This is a genomic window from Haloglomus litoreum (genome assembly GCF_029338515.1).
Lineage (GTDB): Archaea > Halobacteriota > Halobacteria > Halobacteriales > Haloarculaceae > Haloglomus > Haloglomus litoreum.
Genome location: NZ_CP119988.1, coordinates 1,065,852 through 1,085,215, shown reverse-complemented (window position 1 = coordinate 1,085,215; position 19,364 = coordinate 1,065,852). Strand labels below are relative to the sequence as shown.

The window sequence follows — 19,364 nt, the reverse complement described above, 5'->3', positions numbered from 1 at the left end:
TCTGACATATTGACGAAGACTTATCTATCTTTCCGACTTCTAAGTAAAACAATAATGGATTCGAGGGGGGATTCGGAGGTGCTCGGGACGCTCCTGCTGACGGTGGTCGTCGTCCTGGCCGTCTCCACGACGGCGGTGGTGTACGTGTTCCCGGAGGTCTCGGGGACCCGGGACGCGCCGGTCGTCAGTCTCACGGCCTCCGTGGATTTCACCAGCGCCGCCGTCGACCACGACGGCGGCCAGTCGGTCGCGACGGACGAGCTCGTCCTCGTCCTCCGGCGGCCGGGACTCGAACAGCGGTTCCCGTTCACGGACGGCCACGCCGCATCCCGGTTCGAGGACGGCGACACCGCGATGTTCCCCATCGACCCACCGCTGACCGAGGGTGAACGGGTCACCCTACTCGTCGTCCACGAGCGGTCGAACACCCTGCTGTTCGACGGGCGCAAGTACGCGGGTGGCGCGTCGGGCGAGGCCGGCGACCGGCTGGTCTGGTCGACCAGCGGCGACTGGGACGCCGGGACGGACGACCAGGTGGTCCACGATGCCGTCGGAGGCCGGTCCCCGACCCGGCTCCAGCTCGGCTACGCCGCCGCTGGTCCCGGCGCCGACGGGCTGGTGGGCTACTACCCGCTCGACGAGCCCGACGGGACGCTGGTCCACGACGGGACCGACCGTAACGACGGCGTCCTGCGGGACGACTCGCTCCGGAACCACGTCGCATACCGGCAGGGCGAGCCGGGCGTGTTCGGAACCGCCTACGAGTTCACTCCCCAGAAGTCGGGACTCGCCTTCGAGAAGGGCGCCTACGTCGACCTCGGGACCGGGACCTCGCCGGCCCTCGCGGACGGCTCGTTCACCTGGATGGCCTGGGTGAAGGTCGACGAGGTCGGCGGTGGGAAGGAGGCCATCGTGACCGCGAACCTGCGGAACCGCGAGAACAACATCCTCTGGTTCCTCTGCAAGCGCGGGAACAGCTGTCCCGCGGGCGAGGACACCCCGGAACCGGCGTACATGAGCGTCTGGACGAACGGCAACTTCAACGTGGACAGCAGTGGCGACGGCCGCCGGGTCCGGGTGAACGACGACGCCTGGCACCACGTCGCCGTCACGCTCGACGCGGATAGCGGCCGGGTGACCTACTTCGTGGACGGCCAGCGGGTCCACTCCTACACCACCTCGAGCCGGGTCAACGCCGACGACATCATGAGCATCGCCCAGGACACCGACGACGAGGACTACGGCTTCGGGACCGGCACCTCGGACTTCTTCGAGGGCTCGCTGGACGAGGTCCGGCTCTACGACCGGGTCGTGACCGAGGCCGAACTGCAGCGGATGACCCGACTCGACGGGACCCACACCACCGTCGCCAAGCGCTTCCGCGGGAGCGTCGACGGCACGGATCTGTCGCTGGCGGGTGTCCAGGCGGACCCCGGAAGCGGGAGCATCATCGTCTACGTCCAGGCCGACACCGACGCCACGACACCCGGATTCGAGGCGGAGAGCCAGCCCATCACGCTGACCGCGGGCAGCACGGATTACGAGGTGGAGTTCGACACGCCCGTCGGAGCCGCGAGCTACCGGCTCCGCGTGGAGATGACGGCCGGGCCCATCGGCTCGGCCGACTCGGGGCCGACACTGGACCGGATCGACCTGCGGCGGTCGGCGGACTGAGTTCCACCCGAACGCGGAGCGGGCCGTCAGGCCGTCCCCGCGTCACGGCTGACTCCCGTTCTCACGCCCAGTAACTGCGCGCGCCGATTCAAGTACGGTGTGGCCGATACGTCGACCATGCGAACGGCCCGAGTCCGTCGTGGGGTTCCGGGGCGAGCCGGGAGCGTCGCGGCCGCCCTGGCGACGAGCGTCGCGGCCGTGACCGGCGAGGCGGCGGCCCACGACTGGGGCACCCGGAACCGGACCGAGGCCGCGGAGGTGTTGGCGGGGGCCCGAGTCAACGGGAGCGCCACCACGCTCGGCGAGGGGCGACGGGTCGCGGCCGCCGGGTCCTCGGCCGACGCCGGCCTCCTGCCGGGCGTGAGCGGCCCGGTCGAGTGGGCGCTGTTCGCGCTCGTCGGGTTGCTCGTCGCCGCCCTCGCCTTCGGGCTGCTTGTCGGCGTCGCCAAACTGACGTACGGCCTCGTCACGGGGACGGCGGGCTGGCTCTCGCGGGCCGCCGCCGTCCTGCCGCTCTCGGAGGGGCAGGTCCGGGTCGCGGTCGTGACGATGCTGGCGATGGGGGCGGTGCTGTTCGTCGGCGTCGAGGTGCAGGACAACACCACCTCGCTGTGGGACTCGGAGGAGGGTCCGGCCGGCCGGGCGAACGACTTCAAGGAGCAGGGCCTGAAGGGCGACCCCGTCGGGAGCCTGGAGGCCGACGCCATCCTGACGGGCGACACCTACAGCGGGGCGCCGTACGACCGACCGTCGCCGGACACGGACGGCGACCGGCTGAAGGACTCCTGGGAGGAGCGCGGGATGACACCCGGCGGCGCCCGCCTCCCGGGCGCGGACCCCGACCACAAGGATCTCTACGTGCAGGTGAACTACGGGGCCGGGGCCGAGGCGTACACCCCAGCGGAGCGGGCGGCGCTGAAGCGCTCGTGGGCACGGATGCCCGTGGACAACCCCGACGGCGAGACGGGCATCACGCTCCACTTCGTCGAGGGCGACCGCCTGGAGACCATGCCGGCGTTCTCCGGGGCGGAGGGCGAGGAGGTCGACCGCTTCTACACCCGGGACGTGATGGGGCCCCGGCAGTGTGTCTACCACCAGGTCGTGGTCGGACGCATCGAGATGGACGCCATCGGCGTCGCGAGCGTGCCCGGGTACGCGAGCGCCGTGTCGGCCGAGCGCGTCCCGTTCAACGGGAGCAACACCACCCGCCGCGTCCACGTCACCAACCACGAGCTCCTCCACAACGTGGTCGGCGGGGTCGGCGGCGGTGACGGCGCCCACACCGCCCAGGGATGGCTCGTGCCCGCGGTCCGCCCGGACGCGAACTACCTCTCCCCGGCCGCCGAGGACATCCTCGACGAGCGCATCACGGGGTCGGGATACTACCAGAACGAGGTCTGTATCGCCGGGACGCCGACGGGGACCGCGAGCGGCTGACGCCGGAAGCGACCGCGGCCCCCGACTCCGCCCGGCCTACGCGACCTCCCGGAGCGCACCGAGCAGGTCCTCCAGCGGGCCGTCCGCGACGGCCAGCGAGAACCCGTCCGCGCGGGCCAGTTTCGGGGCGTGCTCCCAGCACTCCTCGGGCGTGATGCCGTGCAGGACCACCGCCGACGGTGTCGGCGTCACGACCCGGAGCGCGACCAGCGGCGACTCCCCGCGCGTGACCTCCGTGAACACCAGGACGCGGTTCGTGGACTGGCCGTACAGCCGGTAGAACTCCTCGCTGGAGAGGCGCGTGATGGCCTGGATGGAGTTGATGACGGTGTGGCCCGCGACGGTGGTGTCGTCGCCGGGCGCGAGTTCTGTCGCCCCGACGGCGTCGTACACCCGCGAGATGGGGACCCGTGCGGGGTACTCGCGCAGGTCGTGGACGATGTCGCGGTCGAACCCGGCCTCCACGACGCGGGCGTGCTGGCGGACCCGCCCGCCACCGCGTGCCTCGTCGATGGCGAGGAGGCCCTCCACGACCCGCCGGACGATGCCGATGCCCGGCGAGTCGCGCCGCCCACCCTCGTAGTCCGAGACGACCGAGGGGGAGACGCCGAGTTCGTCGGCGAGGTCGGTCCCGCTCACGTCGAACTCGGTCCGCCACTTGCGCATCGTCGCGCCCGGGTCGTCGCTCAGCGTTATCTCACCGGCCATCCGCTCGGCGAGGCGATGGCGTGCGTCCGTGTCGTGGTCGCTCATCGATTGCCTGGGGTTCCACCCGCGGGGTGTTGAACCAGTCGGTCGCTGGGGGTGAGAGCTCAGCCGCTCTGCCCCATATATCTAGAATGTTCCCGACATACACCACTTCATCTGTCAATTGACGATGTAATATGGGATTTAGCATGGTGGTCGAGAAATCGAACCGGGGCAGTGGTCGTTACCGCTCGCGCTGCACGAGTGCCAGCACGCCGAGGACGGCCGCGACGAGCGCGGTCACGGCGCCGAAGCCGGGCTGACCGCCCGAATCGGTGGTCCCCGCCCCGGGGGTCTCGTTGGCGGGCTCGACACTGCCGTCACCGCCGTCGTCGGTCGTCGCCTCCGTGGGTGTCTCCCCTCCGGTCGGCGTCCCGGTCGACACCTGCTGGGTCGACTGGAACGCCTCGGACATGTTCCGCATGGGCTGGACCACCCGCGGTCCGGGCTGGCTGATGAGGTTGTTGTTCACCGTCAGCGTCTGATCCAGGCGGTAGGCGTCCGTCGAGTCCCAGGGCGCGCCGGACGGGAGCGGCGAGCCGGCCGGTCGGACGACCCACTGCGGGTTCCGGTCGGCAACGATCTCCGCGTTCAGCGGCTTGAACCCCTCCACGCCCGCATTCGCGGCGATGTTGTCGCCGCCGGCGGTCTCGATGGCCTCGTGGATGAACGTCCCGCTGCCGGTGGTGAAGTTGTAGAAGAAGTACGCGACGCGCGGGGATTCGGCGGGCGCGTCCGCGCGAATCTCCTCCATCGTGGCGTTGAACTCGCTGTTGACGGTCGCCGCCCGGTCACAGGCGCCCGTGAAGCGGCCGAACAGCGACACTTTCGTCGTGATGGAATCGAGCGACTTGCCGAAGCCGACCTTGTAGACCGTGAGCCCCGCACCACGGAGCTGCGAGATCGTCTCGTTCGGGACGATGTTCGGCGCGAGGACGAGGTCCGGTTGCAGGCCGACCACCCGCTCGCGGTTGACGGTGCCGTCCTGGTTGGTCACGTCGGTCCGGTTCTGCGAGCCCTCCAGGTACGCCGTCGTCGGGCCCGTCGGCAGGCCGACGACCTTCGACTCCACGTCCAGCTCCCACATCGTCTGCGCAGCGCTGGGCGCCAGCACCACCACGCGGTCGGGGACCTCCGAGACGGTGACGTTCGTCCCGGTGGCGTCCACCCTGCTGACGGGGAACGAGCAGTCCGCCTGGGTCGTCGCGGCTCCCGCGGTCGATGCGACCGCACCGTTCGTCGGCGGCGCGTGCGCACCGGCCGGACCGGTTGCCGGCGCCGCCAGCGCCCCTCCAGGCGCGACGGCCACCAGCAGCGCGGCCACGACCAGTGTCGTGAGTGTGCGCATGGATGGGCCGAGACGAGTATGCAACAAGTATTTACCTATCCCAATCACGCTTGCACACAGGATGTACGAGCGGCGCCGGACTGTCGCGTGGTCGGCGGGCCTAGCGGCCGCGCTGGCACTCGTGGCCGTCTACAGCGCCACCATCGGCCCCGTCGCCATCCCCGCGACGGTCGTCGCGAAGGCCATCCTGAACGACGTGACGCTGCCCACGCTCTCGCTCGACGGCGGGCTGACGTGGGTCCATCCGTTCTCGTTCGGGGTCGAGCGCTCGCACGCGGTCATCGTCACGAGGCTGCGACTCCCGCGCATCGCGCTGGGCGCGGCCGTCGGCTTCGCGCTCGCCACCGCGGGCGCGGTGATGCAGGGGTTCTTCCGGAACCCGATGGCCGACCCCTCCATCATCGGCGTCTCGACGGGCGCGGCGGTCGGCGCCGTGGCGGCTATCGTCTTCCAGCCCGCCATCCCCCTCGTGCCGGACCTGCAGGGGATGGCGTTCGCGACGGCACTGGCTGCCGGATTCGCGGTCTACCTCGTCGCCCGGGAGGGCGGCCGGACGCCCGTGGCGACGCTCCTGCTGGCCGGCGTCGCGGTCCAGACGTTCCTGGGTGCGGTCGTCTCCTACACGCTGCTGTTCGCCGGCGACTCGCTGGAGCGCGCGGTGTTCTGGCTCATGGGCCACCTCCACGCCGCGAGCTGGGGGAAGGTCGGCGCCGTCTGGCCGGTCGCGCTGCTGGGGTTCCTCGTCACGCTCGCGTACGCCCGCGACCTGAACGTCCTCCTCGTGGGGGAGGACGACGCGCACACGATGGGCGTCGAGGTCGAACGGACGAAGCGGGTGCTGCTGGCGGTCGCGAGCGTCCTCACGGCAGCGGCCGTCGCGGTGGCGGGCGTCATCGGCTTCGTCGGCCTCGTCGTCCCGCACGTGATGCGGTTGCTCGTCGGCCCGGACCACCGGGTCCTCCTCCCCACGTCGGCGCTCGCCGGCGCGGGGTTCCTCGTCGCCACGGACACGCTCGCGCGCGCCGGGCCCGCCGAGGTGCCGGTCGGCATCGTCACCGCGGCGCTCGGGGCCCCCTTCTTCCTCTACCTGCTACGGGACCGGGAGGTGCATTCGCTGTGAGCGACGACCCGTCCGGTGGGGCGAGCTCCGCCGAGCCGGCCCTCGAACTCGCTGACGTGACGGTCCGGTACGGCGACCGGACCGTCCTCGACGAGGTGTCGCTGTCGGTACGCCCCGGAGAGTTCCTCGCTCTGGTCGGCCCGAACGGTGCCGGCAAGACCACGCTCCTCCGGACTGTCAACGGACTCGTCACCCCAGAGTCCGGGACGGTCCGGATCGGCGGGACCGTGGCCGGGACCCTCTCCGTGCGCGAGCGCGCCCGGCGGGTCGCCACCGTCCCGCAGGAGACGAGCGTCGGCTTCGACTTCCCCGTCCGCGACCTGGTCGCGATGGGCCGCACGGCCCACCGCTCGCGGCTCTCGCGTGCGGACGAGAGCGACCGGGCCGTCGTCCAGCGGGCGCTCGACCGGACCGATACCGAGGAGTTCGCCGACCGCGCGGTGGGCTCGCTGAGCGGCGGTGAGCGCCAGCGCGTCGTCCTCGCGCGGGCGCTCGCACAGGCGGCCCCGCTGTTGCTCCTCGACGAGCCGACCGCCAGCCTCGACATCAACCACCAGGTCCGCGTCCTGGGACTGGTTCGGGGCCTCGTCCACGCGCCCGACGACGAGGCGGCGACGGGTGACACCGGGCCCGACTCGGTTGCCGAACGGACGGCAGTAGCCGCCATCCACGACCTCGACCTGGCGGCCCGCTTCTGCGACCGCATCGCGCTCCTGGCCGACGGCGAGATTCGGGCGGTCGGACCGCCGGAGGCGGTACTGGACGCCGACCGATTACAGGAGGCGTACGGCGTCGAGACGGTCGTCACGGAGAACACCGCGACCGGCACGCCGACCGTGACCGCGCTGGGCGGGCCGACGGCGGACGGGGCGGAGGGTCCACGAGCGCCGCTGGAGGCCGACGACGACTAGTCGTCGCCGACCCGGAGCGGGAGACCCGTGGGAACCATCGAACTGGTCAGCGCCGGCGGTAGAACACGTCGACGAGGGCGGCGCCGACCATCATCGGCAGGACCAGCGACAGGGCGACCACCAGCACGAGCGTCGCCCAGCGGGGACCACCGGGGGGCCAGAGCTGGGGCCACAGCTCGGCCAGCGGCCCCCGGAACCAGACGACCGCCACGACGAGGAAGCACAGCCCCGCCGCCAGGCGGAGCCGACGGCGGCGGCGCTCGTCACCGGCACCATCCTGGCCCTCCTCGTCGAGCACGCCGAGCGGGTCGTCCGGGTCGGGCGTCGTCACGTGGTTCGCTTCGGGCGACGGGCCCTAACGGCTTTCGACGCCCCCGGGACAGTGTTATCAACCCGCGGGACATTCGGGGAGCAACGACATGGCGAACAAGATCGCGCTGCTCCTGCTCGGTGGGATCGTCGTCACCGCGGCGACCGCCGGTGCCGCCATCGGGGTGTACGTCGGCGATGGCGGGCAGCTCCTCGGAGATGGGACGGGAGGCGGTAGCGCGGCACCGACCCCGACGGTCACGCCGGCGACGACCGCCACCCCGACAGCCACGTCCGGCGGGAACGATGGAGGTGGGGACGGGGATGGGGCCGGCGAGACCGGGACCGAGGAGCCGGGAAGCGCCAACACGACGCCACCGCCGACCTCGACCGCGACTCCGGCGGCCACGGCCACGCGGACGCCGGAGGGGACGCCGACCCCCGGGCCGGTGCGCCCGGACTCGCTCAACGAGACGAAGATACAGCTCCGGGTCATCGACGAGATCAACGACCGCCGCGTCGACCGGGGGCTGCAGAAACTCCGTCCCCACGAGGTGCTGACCCGGATGGCCGTCAACCACAGCCAGCGGATGAGCGAGCAGGGGTACGTCTCCCACTCGGCGGGCGGGTTCACGACCGAGGAGCGCTACCGCCGGAACGACATGTACGACGTCTGCACGGTCCAGGACGACACCAACACCGGTCTCAGGGACGGCGAGGCGCTCGAGACCCTCGACAAGGTCTCGGCCGGCGGGACCTTCGACAACCGGACGAACCGCAACGAGCGGGAGATCGCCCAGGACGCGGTCGAGAACTGGTTCGCCCACGAGGAATCGCGGCGGAAACTCACCTACGAGAACGCCAGGCAGCTCGGCGCCGGAGTCCACGTCAGCGGGAGCAACCGCGCGTACGTCACCGTCGACCTCTGTTCCTGACGCCGGGGGCGCTCACCCCATCAGCGCTCCACCCCCACGTACAGGTGCCAGGCACCGAGCTACGGTACCCCCTGGCCCGACCCGGGAGAGGAGACCGGACGCCCAATAATGTTAAGTGGTACCACTACCCATACTACCGCGCCATGGCCCAGCAGAGCCACCCGGCCGACGAGCGCATCCTCGAGTTCTTCGGGAACAATCCCCCGGAGTACGTTCCCATCGTGGCCAACCGGCTGGGCATCCACCTCAGGTACGCGGAGCAGCGAGTGGAGGTTCTGGTCGAGCAGGGGCTGTTGCGGCCGGTCAGCAACGAGGTCGTCTACACCACCACCGAGGCGGGCGAACGGGTGGTCGCGGGTGAGGCGACCATCGGGGGCGTCGCCGCCGAGGCCACGCTCGACGACTAACGTTCAAGTGCCCGTCCGACGAGCGCAACTGCATGGACACCGCGGACCGCTTCATGCTCGTGGGGCTGCTGCTGATCGCACTGGCCATCGGCGCCGGGGTCGTCGTCGCACTGGCCGGACTCTGAGCGACCCGGCTGGCCGGATGGGTCGAATTTAAGCGGTCGGCGCCGTAGCCGACGGTATGGACGAGTTCGACGAGATCGTCTCCTCGTGCACGCCCCGCGAGACCGGCGTCGTCGACATCTACCAGAACACGGTCGGGCTGGCGTGCCCGTCCTGTGAGGAGCCGTTCGACGACCTCATCGTCTCGAAGGAGTTCACCCGCCTCAACCTCTCACGCCAGATGGACATCTGTGCGACGGTCCACGAGGGGAACCCGGTCCTGTTCACCCACCGGAAGTAGCGACGGCCACACGGAGGGTGTCGCCCGACGGGTGTGTCAGGGTGCCAGCGGTTCGAGGTCCCGGAGCCGACGGTCCCCCAGTACGCAGCAGCCACGGGTCTCGTGGCCGTGACGTTCGACGTGGACCCCATCCAGTCCGGCGTTCCACGCCGCCCCCACGTCCGAGGGGTTGTCACCCACCAGCGCCCCCGACGGGTCCGTGCCGGCACCGAGGTCGGCCAGCGCCAGTTCGACGGGGGTCGCATCGGGTTTCCAGCCCGTCTCCTCGTCGCAGCAGACGACGGTGTCGAACCAGTCGTCGATATCCAGGTGGTCCAGGACCGGCCCCGTGAGGTAGGACTGGCAGTGCGTCACCAGCCCGACCGGCCGGTCGAGGCTTCCGACCCAGGTCGCGTCGTCGTAGAGGAACGCAGCCTCGGCGCGCGCGACCGGCTCCTCTACCTCGTGGAAGGTCTCCCAGAACGCCTCGACGTCGACCCCGCGCGCCTCCAGAAGGCCGTTCGCGCCCGCGCCGAAGCCGTGCCAGATGGCCTCGGCCTCGTCGGGCGTGAATCCATGCCCGAGCCGGTCGCCGACCTCGCCGAGCGTCTCGTGGATGTAGGAGGGCTCCACGTCCACCAGCGTCCCGTCGAGGTCGAACAGCCAGACGTCGTAGCCCGCGGCGTGGGTCATCCGGGTCCGATGTAGCTGCCGCGTGGACAAGAACCTGCTGGCCGCCGGACTGTCGCGCCCGTTCGCGGACGGCCGCCGGGTCATCCCCGGACGTGGATGGACGAGCCGAGGTACTTGTGCAGCACCTCGTCGACGTCGTCCGCGTTGAACTGCGAGAGGTTCTCGGCGATGGCCTCCCGGAGCGCCGACAGGTACGCCTCATCGGTCCGGAGCTCCCGGAAGGCGACCGACACCACGTCGACGCCCAGCGCCTCGCTCGCCAGTTCGCACAGGTGCGCCTCGTCGTTGGCCTCGCCCCGCCAGCAGTTGTCGCGGAAGAACAGCCAGCCGTCCGTGCCGGGCGGATCCGCGCGCCGCTCCAGCGTCGTCTCGAACCGCTCGGGCGCGACGTGGACGCCCGCCGCCGGTTCGAGCCGGAACGTGACGCGGAACACGTACGCCGCCCGCCCCGGCACGTCGACGGGCTCGTGGCCCCCCTCGCCGACGGCCCCATCCCCACCCACCGCCTCCTCCTCGCGCATCGGCTCAGTCGGCCAGCTCGTCCAGCCGCTCGGCGAGGTCGGTGTCCTTCGTCGTGACCCCGCCCTCCTCGTGGCTGGTCAGCTCGACGGTCACCTCGCGCCACTCCACGGTCAGCGTCGGGTGGTGGAACGCCTCCTCGGCGAGGCCGCCCGCACCGGCGGCGAAGCCGACGCCCTCGAGGTAGGAGTCGAACTCGTAGGTCCGCTCGATCAGGTCACCATCGGCGTCGTGGGTCCAGCCGTCGGGGAGCTGCGTTGCGATCTCGTCGTCGGACAGGAGGTCAGCCATGTACGAGTGGACGGTCGGCGGGGGCAAAAGGATACGGTCGGTGCGCATCACGAGGAACCAGATGGCACGGGACGGGGCCGGACCGACCGGGGAACCGTGCCGTCCAGGACCGGACGGGACGGGACACGCTGCGCCGGACTCAGCTGAATAGTCTAATCCCGGCGCGATATACCACAGCGTAGGCGGTGGCGTACGCGGCGAGCCATACCGCAGCCTGTGGGACCGGGTCACTGCCGGAGAGGCTCATCCCCGACGCGAACACGAACAGGAACCCGACGAGGCCCCAGCCGATGGCCGACGCGACGAGCACGAACACGTACTCGCCCAGCCGGCCGAGCGACCAGTCACCCGCGACCACGGGGTACGCGCCGCCGAGGGCCAGCACGGCGACGACCACGTCGACCGTGGCTGGCGCGGCCGGCGATCCGAGAACCGCGTTCCCGAGCGAGACCATCGGGTACCAGACGACGGCGAATCCCAGAACCGCCAGCAGGAGGTCGAGTGTCGCGGACAGCCACGAGTCCAGACCCCGCTCCGAGGTCGCCACGTAATCACCGCCCCCGGTTCGCGGGAGTCGGTCGTGGGCCGGGAGATCCGCTCACCCGACTACGGTCCACCTGGCCGAGTCGGGGTCGGTGATGGATGGTGGCGGTCATCCCCTCAGTCGTCGCTCCGACTTCCACGCTCGGTGCCCGGCACGCCGCGAGCACGGCCGGCCAGCGGCAGTTCCCCCCAGTGTGCCGCCCCGAACGCGAGGTAGAAGGCCAGCAGCGACCCGCCGACCATGGCCAACTGCGCGGACGTGCCGAAGACCTGCCGGCCGAGCACCAGCAGCCCGCCGAGGACGACCGCCGCGAGACCGGTGGCCAGCGCGCTCCGCGAGCTTCCCCCCGCCGCCCGGGTCCAGACGGTCGCCCAGCACAGCGCCGCCAGGGCCGCCAGCCCGACCGTGTACAGCGCGACCTGCGCGGTCTCGCCGTAGACGAACAGCAGGCGTGGCGACAGCACCAGGAACGCCGGCAGGAGTCCCGCAGCCGCCAGCGTCGCCCGGCGCGCCGCACCCGGGGCGACACGGTCGGCGAACGACCAGCCGGTCGCCAGCGCCACGCCGGCGTAGATGAGCGTCGCCGTCGAGAAGTGGGCGGTCAGGATGACCCACTCGTACCGCGTGACGGTGAGCGCACCCAGGATGATCTGCGCCGGGAGCAGGACCGTCGCGACGGTCAGGGCACCGCGTACGCGCCGCGAGCGGCCGGCACGCCACGCGTGGGCCGTCGCCCCGAGGATGACGAAGCCCGCCACCATCGCGACCAGCCGGTGGAACCACTCGATGAAGCTCATCCAGTCGGCCGGGAAGAGGCCGAACACCGCACCGTCGCACAGCGGCCACCGCTGCGCGCAGGTCAGCCCGGCGCCCGCCGCCGCCGTGTACACGCCGAGCAGCATGAGGATGCCCGTGAGTGCCGTCGTCCCCGCGAGGTAGTGCCGGAAGCCGAGTTCCGACCGGGACGGGAGGTCCATATCCGCCCTCGGGGTGGTACGGACTTAGGCGTCTCCCTTCGCTCCCGGCCACTGGGAGTCGGACCGTTCCACGCAGTGAGTCTGTCACACGTGGTTGTGGCGGTGGCAGAGCCGACTCAGGTCGTCGTCTGACTCGCTCCACCTGTAGCAACAGTCCCGAGCGACCAGGTAATTAGCAAACCAGACGCATCATGTGCGAAACAGCCAGAGAAAATTCCAACTATTTGAAGTATCCGAGAACAGAGACAGATATCTCTCGGTGTCGGTGTAGCGCGCGAAAGAATGGAACCGCGAAGTCAGTTCGAGAACCCGTGAGGGTTCCGTGCCTTAGTCGCGACGGCGGAGCGCGATGAGCGCCGCGCCGACGAGTGCGATCAGCGAGACGGCCAGGCCGAAGCCGGGCTGTCCGCCGCTCGTGGTCGTCGTCTCGGGCTCGTCGGTCTCCGTCGGCGTGTCCGGCTCGTCCGTTTCCGTCGGCGTGTCCGGCTCGTCCGTTTCCGTCGGCGTGTCCGTCGGCGTGTCCATGCCACCGACCTGGATCTGGGCCGCGTCCAGGACGATCTGACCGTCCGCGTTCAGGTACGGACCGTCGTCGTCACCGTTGGACGAGACGAAGTCGTACGTCTCGTCGCCGTCGGTGTCACGGTGCGGCATGGCGAAGAACTGCCCACTCTCGGAGGCCGGCTCGTCCAGCGTGATGTTGATGTCAGCGCTGGTGCCGGACTCGAGGTAGTTGGACGTGCCACGCACGGAGCCGAACGGATCGTCGGCGACCGTGCTGTCGTGGATCGTCACGAAGCCACCGTTGGGCAGGCGCACGCTCTCGACGAGCACGGTGTCGCCCATCTGCTGCTGGTCGTTGAAGGTGACCGTGGCGACCCGCTCGACCGTGATGGTCGCGGGGTCGACGACCGCGTTGCCCTCGTTCGTCGTGTAGGGGCCGTCGTCGGCGCCCTCGGACGTGACGAAGTCGTAGGTCTGGTCACCGTCGGAGTCCAGGTGCGGCATCGCGTAGTAGGTACCCGAGCCGCTCGGGGCGATCGGCGAGTCGAGCTCGACCGTGACGTTGGTCTGCGTACCCGGCGCGAGGTACGCGGACGTACCCCGGACCGAGTCGAAGACGGCACCGTCACTGACGAGCGTCGAGTCGTGGATCGTCACGAAGCCACCGTCGGAGGTGGTGACCTGCTCGACCTCCACGCTCGTCGCCTGACCCGTGAAGGTCTGGTTGTTGAACGTGGCGGATGCGGTCTCTGCAGCGCCGACACGCGCGGGCGTCTCGGCGTTGTCCTCGAAGTTCTGGCTCGGGATGGTCAGCGTGAAGCTCGTGTTCTCCGAGACGTTGGAGAAGTCGAACTCGGCGCTGAAGCTCCCGTTCTTCGCAACCTCGGTCGGCTGGGTCAGGAGGAACGCGCCCTGGCCGGTCGCCTTGGCGCGGATGTCGAACTCCGTACCCGGCGCGACGTTGGTCGTGCCGCTGATCGTCTCGCCGGAGGCGGCCTCGACCGTCACGACGCTGTTGTCGCCGGTGTCGAAGGTCGCCTCACGCTCGTCGAGACGGAACGTCTTGTTGAACGAGACGGACTCGTCACGGTTGGCGTTGTCGTTGCCGATGTACGGGTTCGACTCGGGAACCGTGAACGTCAGCCGGTAGCGCTCACCGTCCTCGAAGTCGTCACCGTAGCTGTCGGGGTCGAAGACGACGTAGTAGGTGTCGTTGTCACCGTCGGGGTAGACCTCACCGTTGGCGATGGTGAAGTTCGGGGCGTCGGCGTTCGGCCCGGCCTCCGCGTCCTCGAGGTAGAGCGCGACGTTCTGCGTCGCGTCCTCGCCGTCCTTCGTGTCCTCGAAGTCGTCGATGTCCTCGACGTAGCCACCCAGACCGCTCGCGTTGATCTGGAGGATGAAGTGGTTCCCGTCCGCGATGACGCGCCGCTGCGTCGCCGCGTCACGGACGTCGTTGGCGTCACTGTAGGCGGAGCCAGCGTCAGCGGTGCTCGAGAGGCGGCTCGGTGCCGTGTAGATCGAGATGCCGCTCTGGCTGCGCTCGCGGAGGTCGAGGACTGCGACGTCGACCTCGTTGTTGTCGACCAGTGCCGTCAGGTCGTAGTCGGTCGCCTCGAGCGGGCTCTCGAGCCCGTCGGTCTGGCGCCGCGCGAAGGAGACGGTGTCGTCCTCGGAGCTGAACGCGCTGCTCTCCGAGAAGGACGCCTGGCCCGCGCGGAAGGTGTTCATCGTGAACGAGACGTCCCCGTCGTCGTCGGAGTCGCGGACGCGGACGTTCGAGACGTAGTTGACCTCGTCCGAACCGATACGGACGGTGGTCGATTCGGTGTTCGAGAGTTCGAGCGAGATGGTCACCTCGTCACCACGATCCTCCACGTAGGAGTTCTGCTCGAACGTGGCCGTGGTGTCGGCCTCGGTGACGATCTCCACGCTGTCCGTGTCGGACGCCGTGGTGTCACGGACGTTGAACTGGAAGTCGTACTCGCCCGTGTCGAACGAGCTGGGGACGCTCACGTCGATGTTGTCGTCCGTGCTATCCACCTGGACAGTGACGTTCTCGTCATCACCAGAGATCGTGCCTGAGTTGTCGAAGAGGTCGTCCAGTTCGCCCTGGCTGAGACCGTCGGCACCAATGACGAGCTGGTAGTTGCCCCGCTTCGGCGACTTGACGCTCAGGGTGCTACTCGAACCCTGAGAGATTCGGTCGTCGTCGAAGGACGCGTCGAGCGTCTGCGTCACGATGGACGTCGACGGGTCGGTGGGGCCGTCAGCGGCGTTCTGGGTACCACTACGGAAGCCGGTTTCGTTGGTGATGATGTACGTCTCGCCGCCGTTGATGGCGATGACGTAGTCACCCTGCAGGTCCGTCGTGTCGATCTCGAAGGGACCATCGTCCGGAAGGTCCTGGACGAGGTCGCCCTCACAGGTTTCCGTCGTGGCGTCGTAGTCGCACTCGTACAGCTGGTAGTCGGCGTTGGTCGCGCCGTTGGGGTTGAAGTCGAGCTGCTGACCCTGGAACCGCGTCGCGCGGTCGTCCCAGAAGTTGTCAGGCTCCTCGACCTCATCGTCGTCGTCGTCGTCACCGGTCGCCGGGACCGAGAGGGTCCCGGTGGCGGTGTTCGCGTCGGACTGCGGCTGGAGGATGATGTCACCCTCGTAGTCGCCGCCGGAGGACGGGTTGAGGAAGTTATCCTCGATGTCGACTTCGACGTACTGACCCGGGCTCAGGCTGAACGAGCTCGAGGTCTGAACGGTGATCGTCTCCCCGTTGTCCTGCGTTGACTCCACCGTCGCGTCGTTGTTGAACGTGGTGGTGGCCAGAGCCGTGTTACCGGACTCGTATGCAGCCTGGTTCGGGTAGACTCGGATGTTGACGTCGTCGTCCGGGACGTCGTTGAAGCTCCCGTCGAAGCTTCCTGCGCTGAAGCTGATCCGAATCTGCTGGATGTTCTGGTTGTTGTCTACGCCTACACCGGAGGTCAGTCCGGAAACGCTGCCCGCGGGCGCGTTGTCGGATCCGTTGCCGATGGTGCCCTCGGTGTCGAACTGGGCGTTGCTCGCTGCGGCCGCCGTGCCCGCGAAGGCCACGGTGCCCGCGAAGACGGACAACACCATCAGTACGGCGAGGGTAACGCCGCGGAGTTTGTCGTATGTTCCTGTCATGTTTGATATTGCTCGCAAGCGGCAACAACAGTTTCCACCGACACCCGGGGCACGCCGGCGCAGAGCGCCTCGTGCACAGACCCGAGCGGGGTACTCCGTGCTGTCACCATGGGTAGGGGTACGATGCGAACAAGCCGCGGGTATAATAAATGCTTTCTGGTCAAACGCGAGTCCTGACACCGCTTCACATGGCCCGTATCCCCCGGATTCGGCCGGAAAGCATATATCCCGGTCACCGGCCCTCGGGATGACCCCCGACCGACGCTCGTCTGCCACCCGTCGAACGGACGGCTGACATCGGGGCGCCGGCGCGCCCGCGGCGGGTTACTCCGACCTGGCGGGACACGCGATGGCCGGCACGTCACCGGCGAGGTCGGCGACGAACTGCGCCACGTGGTCGCCGCCGGACCGCTCGAACCCGGCCTCCCGGGCCAGCCGATCCAGTTCGCGGGCCGCCCGACTCCCGTACTGGGCCGCCCGCTTGCCCCGGAAGGCCACACGGTCGGGGACGGACTCGCGGGCGGCCCGTCGGAACGCCACCTTCCGCTCACCACGCTCGTCCACCAGCAGGTCACCCGGTAGCCGCAACGCGGCCCGTACCACCCGGTCGTGGAGCAGCGGCGCGACGGGCTCGACGCCGGCCGCCCGGAGCGCGAGCACGTCCCGTTCGAGCTGGTCGGGCAGGCCAGCGAGGAGTTCGCGGGTCGCACCCCGGACGGTGTCGGCGTCGACCCGCGGGTCCCCGGGCGCCCGGGCCACCTTGTCGTAACCACCGAACAGCTCGTCGGCACCCTGCCCGACGGCCAGCCGCTGGTACCCGTCCCCACGTGCGCGACGCGCGACCGCCACCAGCGGCACGGCGATAGCGACATCCATCGCGTTCGTGCGCCCGGTCGCACGCGCGACCGTCGCCGAGAGGTCGCGGACGGCCGCGTGGTCGAGTTCGACAACGGTGAGGTCCTCCTCGCGGTCGCAGAGTCGGGCCGCCTCCCGGGCGGCCGCGATATCGGGACTGTCGGGGAAGCCGGCGACGTACAGCGGCGCGTCCGGAAGGCCGGCGGCGACGGCCGCGGAGTCGACGCCGCCGGAGAACGCGACCGCCACGTCCTCGCCCGCGACCGCGGCGACGGACCCGGTGACGGCCTCGCGGACCGCGGCGACGGCTCGTCGGTCATGGTCGAACGTCGGGGGCTCCGGCAGCGACCAGACCCGCCGGTCCCCGTCGCCCGAACGGACCGTCCCCGCCGGGAGCCGGACCGGCCGGTCGAGGTCGGACGGGTCGGCGCTCGCGGTCCCGGGCGCGTCGCGCTCGGTGAACAGCGGATACCGGCCCAGCACGTCCCGGACGGCGCGGCCGTCGGCCAGCTGCCCGGCGAAGCCCCCCGTCCCCGGGAGCGGCTCGCCGTCGCGGAGCGCCCGCTCGACGAGGTCGGTGTCGGTCCCCTGCATCGGCGGCCGGTCGGGAGCCATCAGAACGGCGCCAGCACGGTCTGTCTGGCCCGGCGGAGGATGCCGCCACCGAACTGGCGGACGCTCACGCGCCACGGAGTACGCTTCCCGACGACGGTCGTCCGGCCCTCACGGACCGCGTCCAGGATGCTCGAGACGTCCTCGTGGCTGGTGTCGACCTCGGTGACGGCCTGTCCGACCATCTCGCTGATGTGGGCGTCGCTCCCCGCGGTCATCGGGAGGTCGTGATCGCGGGCGAACCGCTCGGCCCGGCGGTTCGACCGGCCGGTCAGGAGCCGGGAGTTGTACACCTCGATGGCGTCGGCGCTGGCGAGCTGGCCGCGAGTGATGTGCGCGGCGACGCCGTGGCGGGACTTCTGGAACGGGTGTGGCACGACCGCGATACCGCCCTGGTCGTGGATGCGGTCGAGCGTCTCGTCGTACGAGAGGCCCGGCGGGACGGCCTCCTCGATGCCGAGACCGAGGACGTGGCCGGCCTCGGAGGTGATCTCCATCCCGGGGATACCGACGAGGTCGTACTCGGGGGCGAGGTCCGCCGCCCGGAGCGAGGCGTCGATCTCGTCGTGGTCGGTCACGGCGAGCGCGTCCAGGCCGACGGCCTCGGCCTGCCCCAGCAGGAGTTCGACCGGGTCGCGCCCGTCGTACGAGAGCGACGAGTGGGAGTGGAACTCGACCGACAGCACGGGCGCATCTTCGGGCGACCGGGGCAAAAGTACGCCGGTGTCGGTGCATCCGGGCCGACCCGCGGCCACGGGCGGCCGACTCAGCCGGGCGTGACGACGGTTCCGGTCGGGCCAGGGGGTGCGGTCGGAGTCTCGGCCGAGGTCGGAGTGACAGTCCGGGACTCGGTCGGCGTCGGAGTCGAAACTGTGGTCGGGGTCCCGGGCGGGGTCGCCGTCGCGTTCGTAGCCCGGAGTGCCGACCTGTACCACTCCGGGCGCTCGACCCGGACGCCACCGAGGTCGTACCGGGTCCGCCGGGTCACCCGCGCCGGCTGGTCGTCCACGACGGCGGTGTACGAGAGGGTGTACCAGCGGATCTGTCCGCGCGTGTCGACGAACATCGTGAGGCTGGCGTTCCGGACATCGGTGCCGGGGCCGACGGAGCCGAGCGCCGACGGACCGGTGAACGACGTGCTGGTGAGCCGGTAGCCGACCAGGGTCTGCCCCACCGGTGGACCATCACGCTCGTCGTCGGGTATCGGGGGTGGCGTCCGGACGGCAGTCGGTGTCCCGCCGGATGCCGTGGCCGGCCGGGAGTCCGCGGCCCTGCTCCCCGTCCCGGTGGGGGTGGATATCTCCTCGGGGGTCTCGACGGGCCGGATCTCGAACGCCGAGAGGAGCGCGAGCAGCTCCCCCCGGTTCGGGGGCGGGCTGTAGTACTCGCGCTGGGTCAGGTAGCGGTCCGGCGCGACACGGGCGTACTCCGGGGGGCCCTCGGTCGGGCGGAAGACCGAGAGGAACCGCTCGCCGTCGGTCCAGAGCTCGAACCGCCCGGGTGGGGCCCGGATCCGGGCGGCCGAGGGGCCGGTCACCTCGTTCGAGAAGCGGTAACGCTCCGAGCCGGGACCGACGCGGGCCGTCGTGACCTCGCGACTCCGGAGGCTCCCGTCCGGGTAGCGGACGGTCGTCGTCCGCCGGAGCGCGTACGAGGCGGCGGTGATGCCGGCGAGGTGCGTGTCGACGAGCGCGAACGGGTCCGCGACGCGGGCCGTCGTGACCCCGGGGACGAGCGGCTGGCCGGCCACCGTGGGGGAGGGCGTCGACGACCGCGTCGGCCGGTCGGCGTCGGGCACCGGCACGGGCGAGAGGGTGTCGGTCGCCGGGGGCGCACCGGGCGCCTCGGCGAGGCCCCCACAGCCCGCGAGCAGTACCAGGACGGCGAGCGCGACACCTCTGGACACGACCACCAGTGCGGACCGCCATCGGGTA

Annotated in this window: 19 protein-coding genes; 7 read left to right on the top strand and 12 right to left on the bottom strand. The window is 70.4% G+C overall.

Annotated elements, in window-relative coordinates:
- Positions 1-54 precede the first annotated feature (54 nt).
- Both P2T62_RS05465 and P2T62_RS05460 read left to right on the top strand, forming a co-directional pair.
- Positions 55-1,674, top strand: coding sequence for a LamG domain-containing protein (locus P2T62_RS05465; RefSeq protein ID WP_276260474.1), 1,620 nt, complete (start codon positions 55-57; stop codon positions 1,672-1,674).
- Between the two features lie 117 nt (positions 1,675-1,791).
- Positions 1,792-3,111, top strand: a complete 1,320-nt coding sequence (locus tag P2T62_RS05460; protein ID WP_276260473.1) for a hypothetical protein — start codon at positions 1,792-1,794, stop codon at positions 3,109-3,111.
- Between the two features lie 36 nt (positions 3,112-3,147).
- Here P2T62_RS05460 and P2T62_RS05455 read toward each other — a convergent pair whose 3' ends face one another.
- Together P2T62_RS05455 and P2T62_RS05450 are read right to left on the bottom strand one after the other, a co-directional pair.
- On the bottom strand, positions 3,148-3,864 hold the full coding sequence (locus tag P2T62_RS05455) for a helix-turn-helix domain-containing protein (RefSeq protein ID WP_276260472.1): 717 nt from the start codon (positions 3,862-3,864) through the stop codon (positions 3,148-3,150).
- A 178-nt stretch (positions 3,865-4,042) separates the two neighbouring features.
- Positions 4,043-5,206: a PGF-CTERM-anchored ABC transporter substrate-binding protein gene (locus P2T62_RS05450; protein ID WP_276260471.1), complete on the bottom strand. Its 1,164-nt coding sequence runs from the start codon at positions 5,204-5,206 to the stop codon at positions 4,043-4,045.
- A 61-nt stretch (positions 5,207-5,267) separates the two neighbouring features.
- On the opposite strand from P2T62_RS05450, the gene btuC reads away from it, so the two are divergent.
- Together btuC and P2T62_RS05440 are read left to right on the top strand one after the other, a co-directional pair.
- Complete coding sequence (gene btuC, locus P2T62_RS05445) at positions 5,268-6,326, top strand: vitamin B12 ABC transporter permease BtuC (RefSeq protein ID WP_276260470.1); 1,059 nt, start codon at positions 5,268-5,270, stop codon at positions 6,324-6,326.
- Positions 6,323-7,237: an ABC transporter ATP-binding protein gene (locus tag P2T62_RS05440; RefSeq protein WP_276260469.1), complete on the top strand. Its 915-nt coding sequence runs from the start codon at positions 6,323-6,325 to the stop codon at positions 7,235-7,237. Before btuC ends, P2T62_RS05440 begins: the two co-directional genes overlap by 4 nt.
- Positions 7,238-7,283: 46 nt before the next feature.
- Here the strand turns inward: P2T62_RS05440 and P2T62_RS05435 are convergent, their stop codons facing one another.
- Positions 7,284-7,568 carry a hypothetical protein gene (locus P2T62_RS05435; protein WP_276260468.1) on the bottom strand — a complete coding sequence of 95 codons (285 nt, stop codon included), beginning with the start codon at positions 7,566-7,568 and terminating at the stop codon, positions 7,284-7,286.
- An 88-nt stretch (positions 7,569-7,656) separates the two neighbouring features.
- On the opposite strand from P2T62_RS05435, the gene P2T62_RS05430 reads away from it, so the two are divergent.
- The 3 genes from P2T62_RS05430 (at position 7,657) to P2T62_RS05420 (ending at position 9,291) form a co-directional block, all read left to right on the top strand.
- Complete coding sequence (locus P2T62_RS05430) at positions 7,657-8,481, top strand: CAP domain-containing protein (RefSeq protein WP_276260467.1); 825 nt, start codon at positions 7,657-7,659, stop codon at positions 8,479-8,481.
- A gap of 143 nt (positions 8,482-8,624) precedes the next feature.
- Positions 8,625-8,888, top strand: a complete 264-nt coding sequence (locus P2T62_RS05425; RefSeq protein ID WP_276260466.1) for a hypothetical protein — start codon at positions 8,625-8,627, stop codon at positions 8,886-8,888.
- A gap of 181 nt (positions 8,889-9,069) precedes the next feature.
- Entirely contained in the window at positions 9,070-9,291 is a 222-nt protein-coding gene (locus P2T62_RS05420; RefSeq protein WP_276260465.1) for a DUF7385 family protein, read from the top strand.
- A 36-nt stretch (positions 9,292-9,327) separates the two neighbouring features.
- Here the strand turns inward: P2T62_RS05420 and P2T62_RS05415 are convergent, their stop codons facing one another.
- The 9 genes from P2T62_RS05415 to P2T62_RS05375 form a co-directional block, all read right to left on the bottom strand.
- Positions 9,328-9,963 carry an HAD family hydrolase gene (locus P2T62_RS05415; RefSeq protein WP_276260464.1) on the bottom strand — a complete coding sequence of 212 codons (636 nt, stop codon included), beginning with the start codon at positions 9,961-9,963 and terminating at the stop codon, positions 9,328-9,330.
- Positions 9,964-10,043: 80 nt separating this feature from the next.
- Positions 10,044-10,484: an LWR-salt protein gene (gene lwrS / locus P2T62_RS05410; RefSeq protein ID WP_276260463.1), complete on the bottom strand. Its 441-nt coding sequence runs from the start codon at positions 10,482-10,484 to the stop codon at positions 10,044-10,046.
- A 4-nt stretch (positions 10,485-10,488) separates the two neighbouring features.
- Positions 10,489-10,773, bottom strand: a complete 285-nt coding sequence (locus P2T62_RS05405; protein WP_276260462.1) for a 4a-hydroxytetrahydrobiopterin dehydratase — start codon at positions 10,771-10,773, stop codon at positions 10,489-10,491.
- A gap of 139 nt (positions 10,774-10,912) precedes the next feature.
- Positions 10,913-11,320 carry a hypothetical protein gene (locus tag P2T62_RS05400; protein WP_276260461.1) on the bottom strand — a complete coding sequence of 136 codons (408 nt, stop codon included), beginning with the start codon at positions 11,318-11,320 and terminating at the stop codon, positions 10,913-10,915.
- A 113-nt stretch (positions 11,321-11,433) separates the two neighbouring features.
- Positions 11,434-12,294 carry a COX15/CtaA family protein gene (locus tag P2T62_RS05395; RefSeq protein ID WP_276260460.1) on the bottom strand — a complete coding sequence of 287 codons (861 nt, stop codon included), beginning with the start codon at positions 12,292-12,294 and terminating at the stop codon, positions 11,434-11,436.
- A gap of 327 nt (positions 12,295-12,621) precedes the next feature.
- Positions 12,622-15,963: a DUF7282 domain-containing protein gene (locus P2T62_RS05390; protein ID WP_276260459.1), complete on the bottom strand. Its 3,342-nt coding sequence runs from the start codon at positions 15,961-15,963 to the stop codon at positions 12,622-12,624.
- A 324-nt stretch (positions 15,964-16,287) separates the two neighbouring features.
- Positions 16,288-17,412, bottom strand: coding sequence for an asparagine synthase C-terminal domain-containing protein (locus P2T62_RS05385; RefSeq protein WP_276261577.1), 1,125 nt, complete (start codon positions 17,410-17,412; stop codon positions 16,288-16,290).
- A 20-nt stretch (positions 17,413-17,432) separates the two neighbouring features.
- A complete protein-coding gene (locus P2T62_RS05380; RefSeq protein ID WP_276260458.1) occupies positions 17,433-18,116 on the bottom strand; it encodes a PHP domain-containing protein in 684 nt (227 codons plus the stop codon).
- Positions 18,117-18,196: 80 nt separating this feature from the next.
- Positions 18,197-19,336, bottom strand: a complete 1,140-nt coding sequence (locus P2T62_RS05375) for a Rossmann-fold NAD(P)-binding domain-containing protein (RefSeq protein ID WP_276260457.1) — start codon at positions 19,334-19,336, stop codon at positions 18,197-18,199.
- Positions 19,337-19,364: the final 28 nt, after the last annotated feature.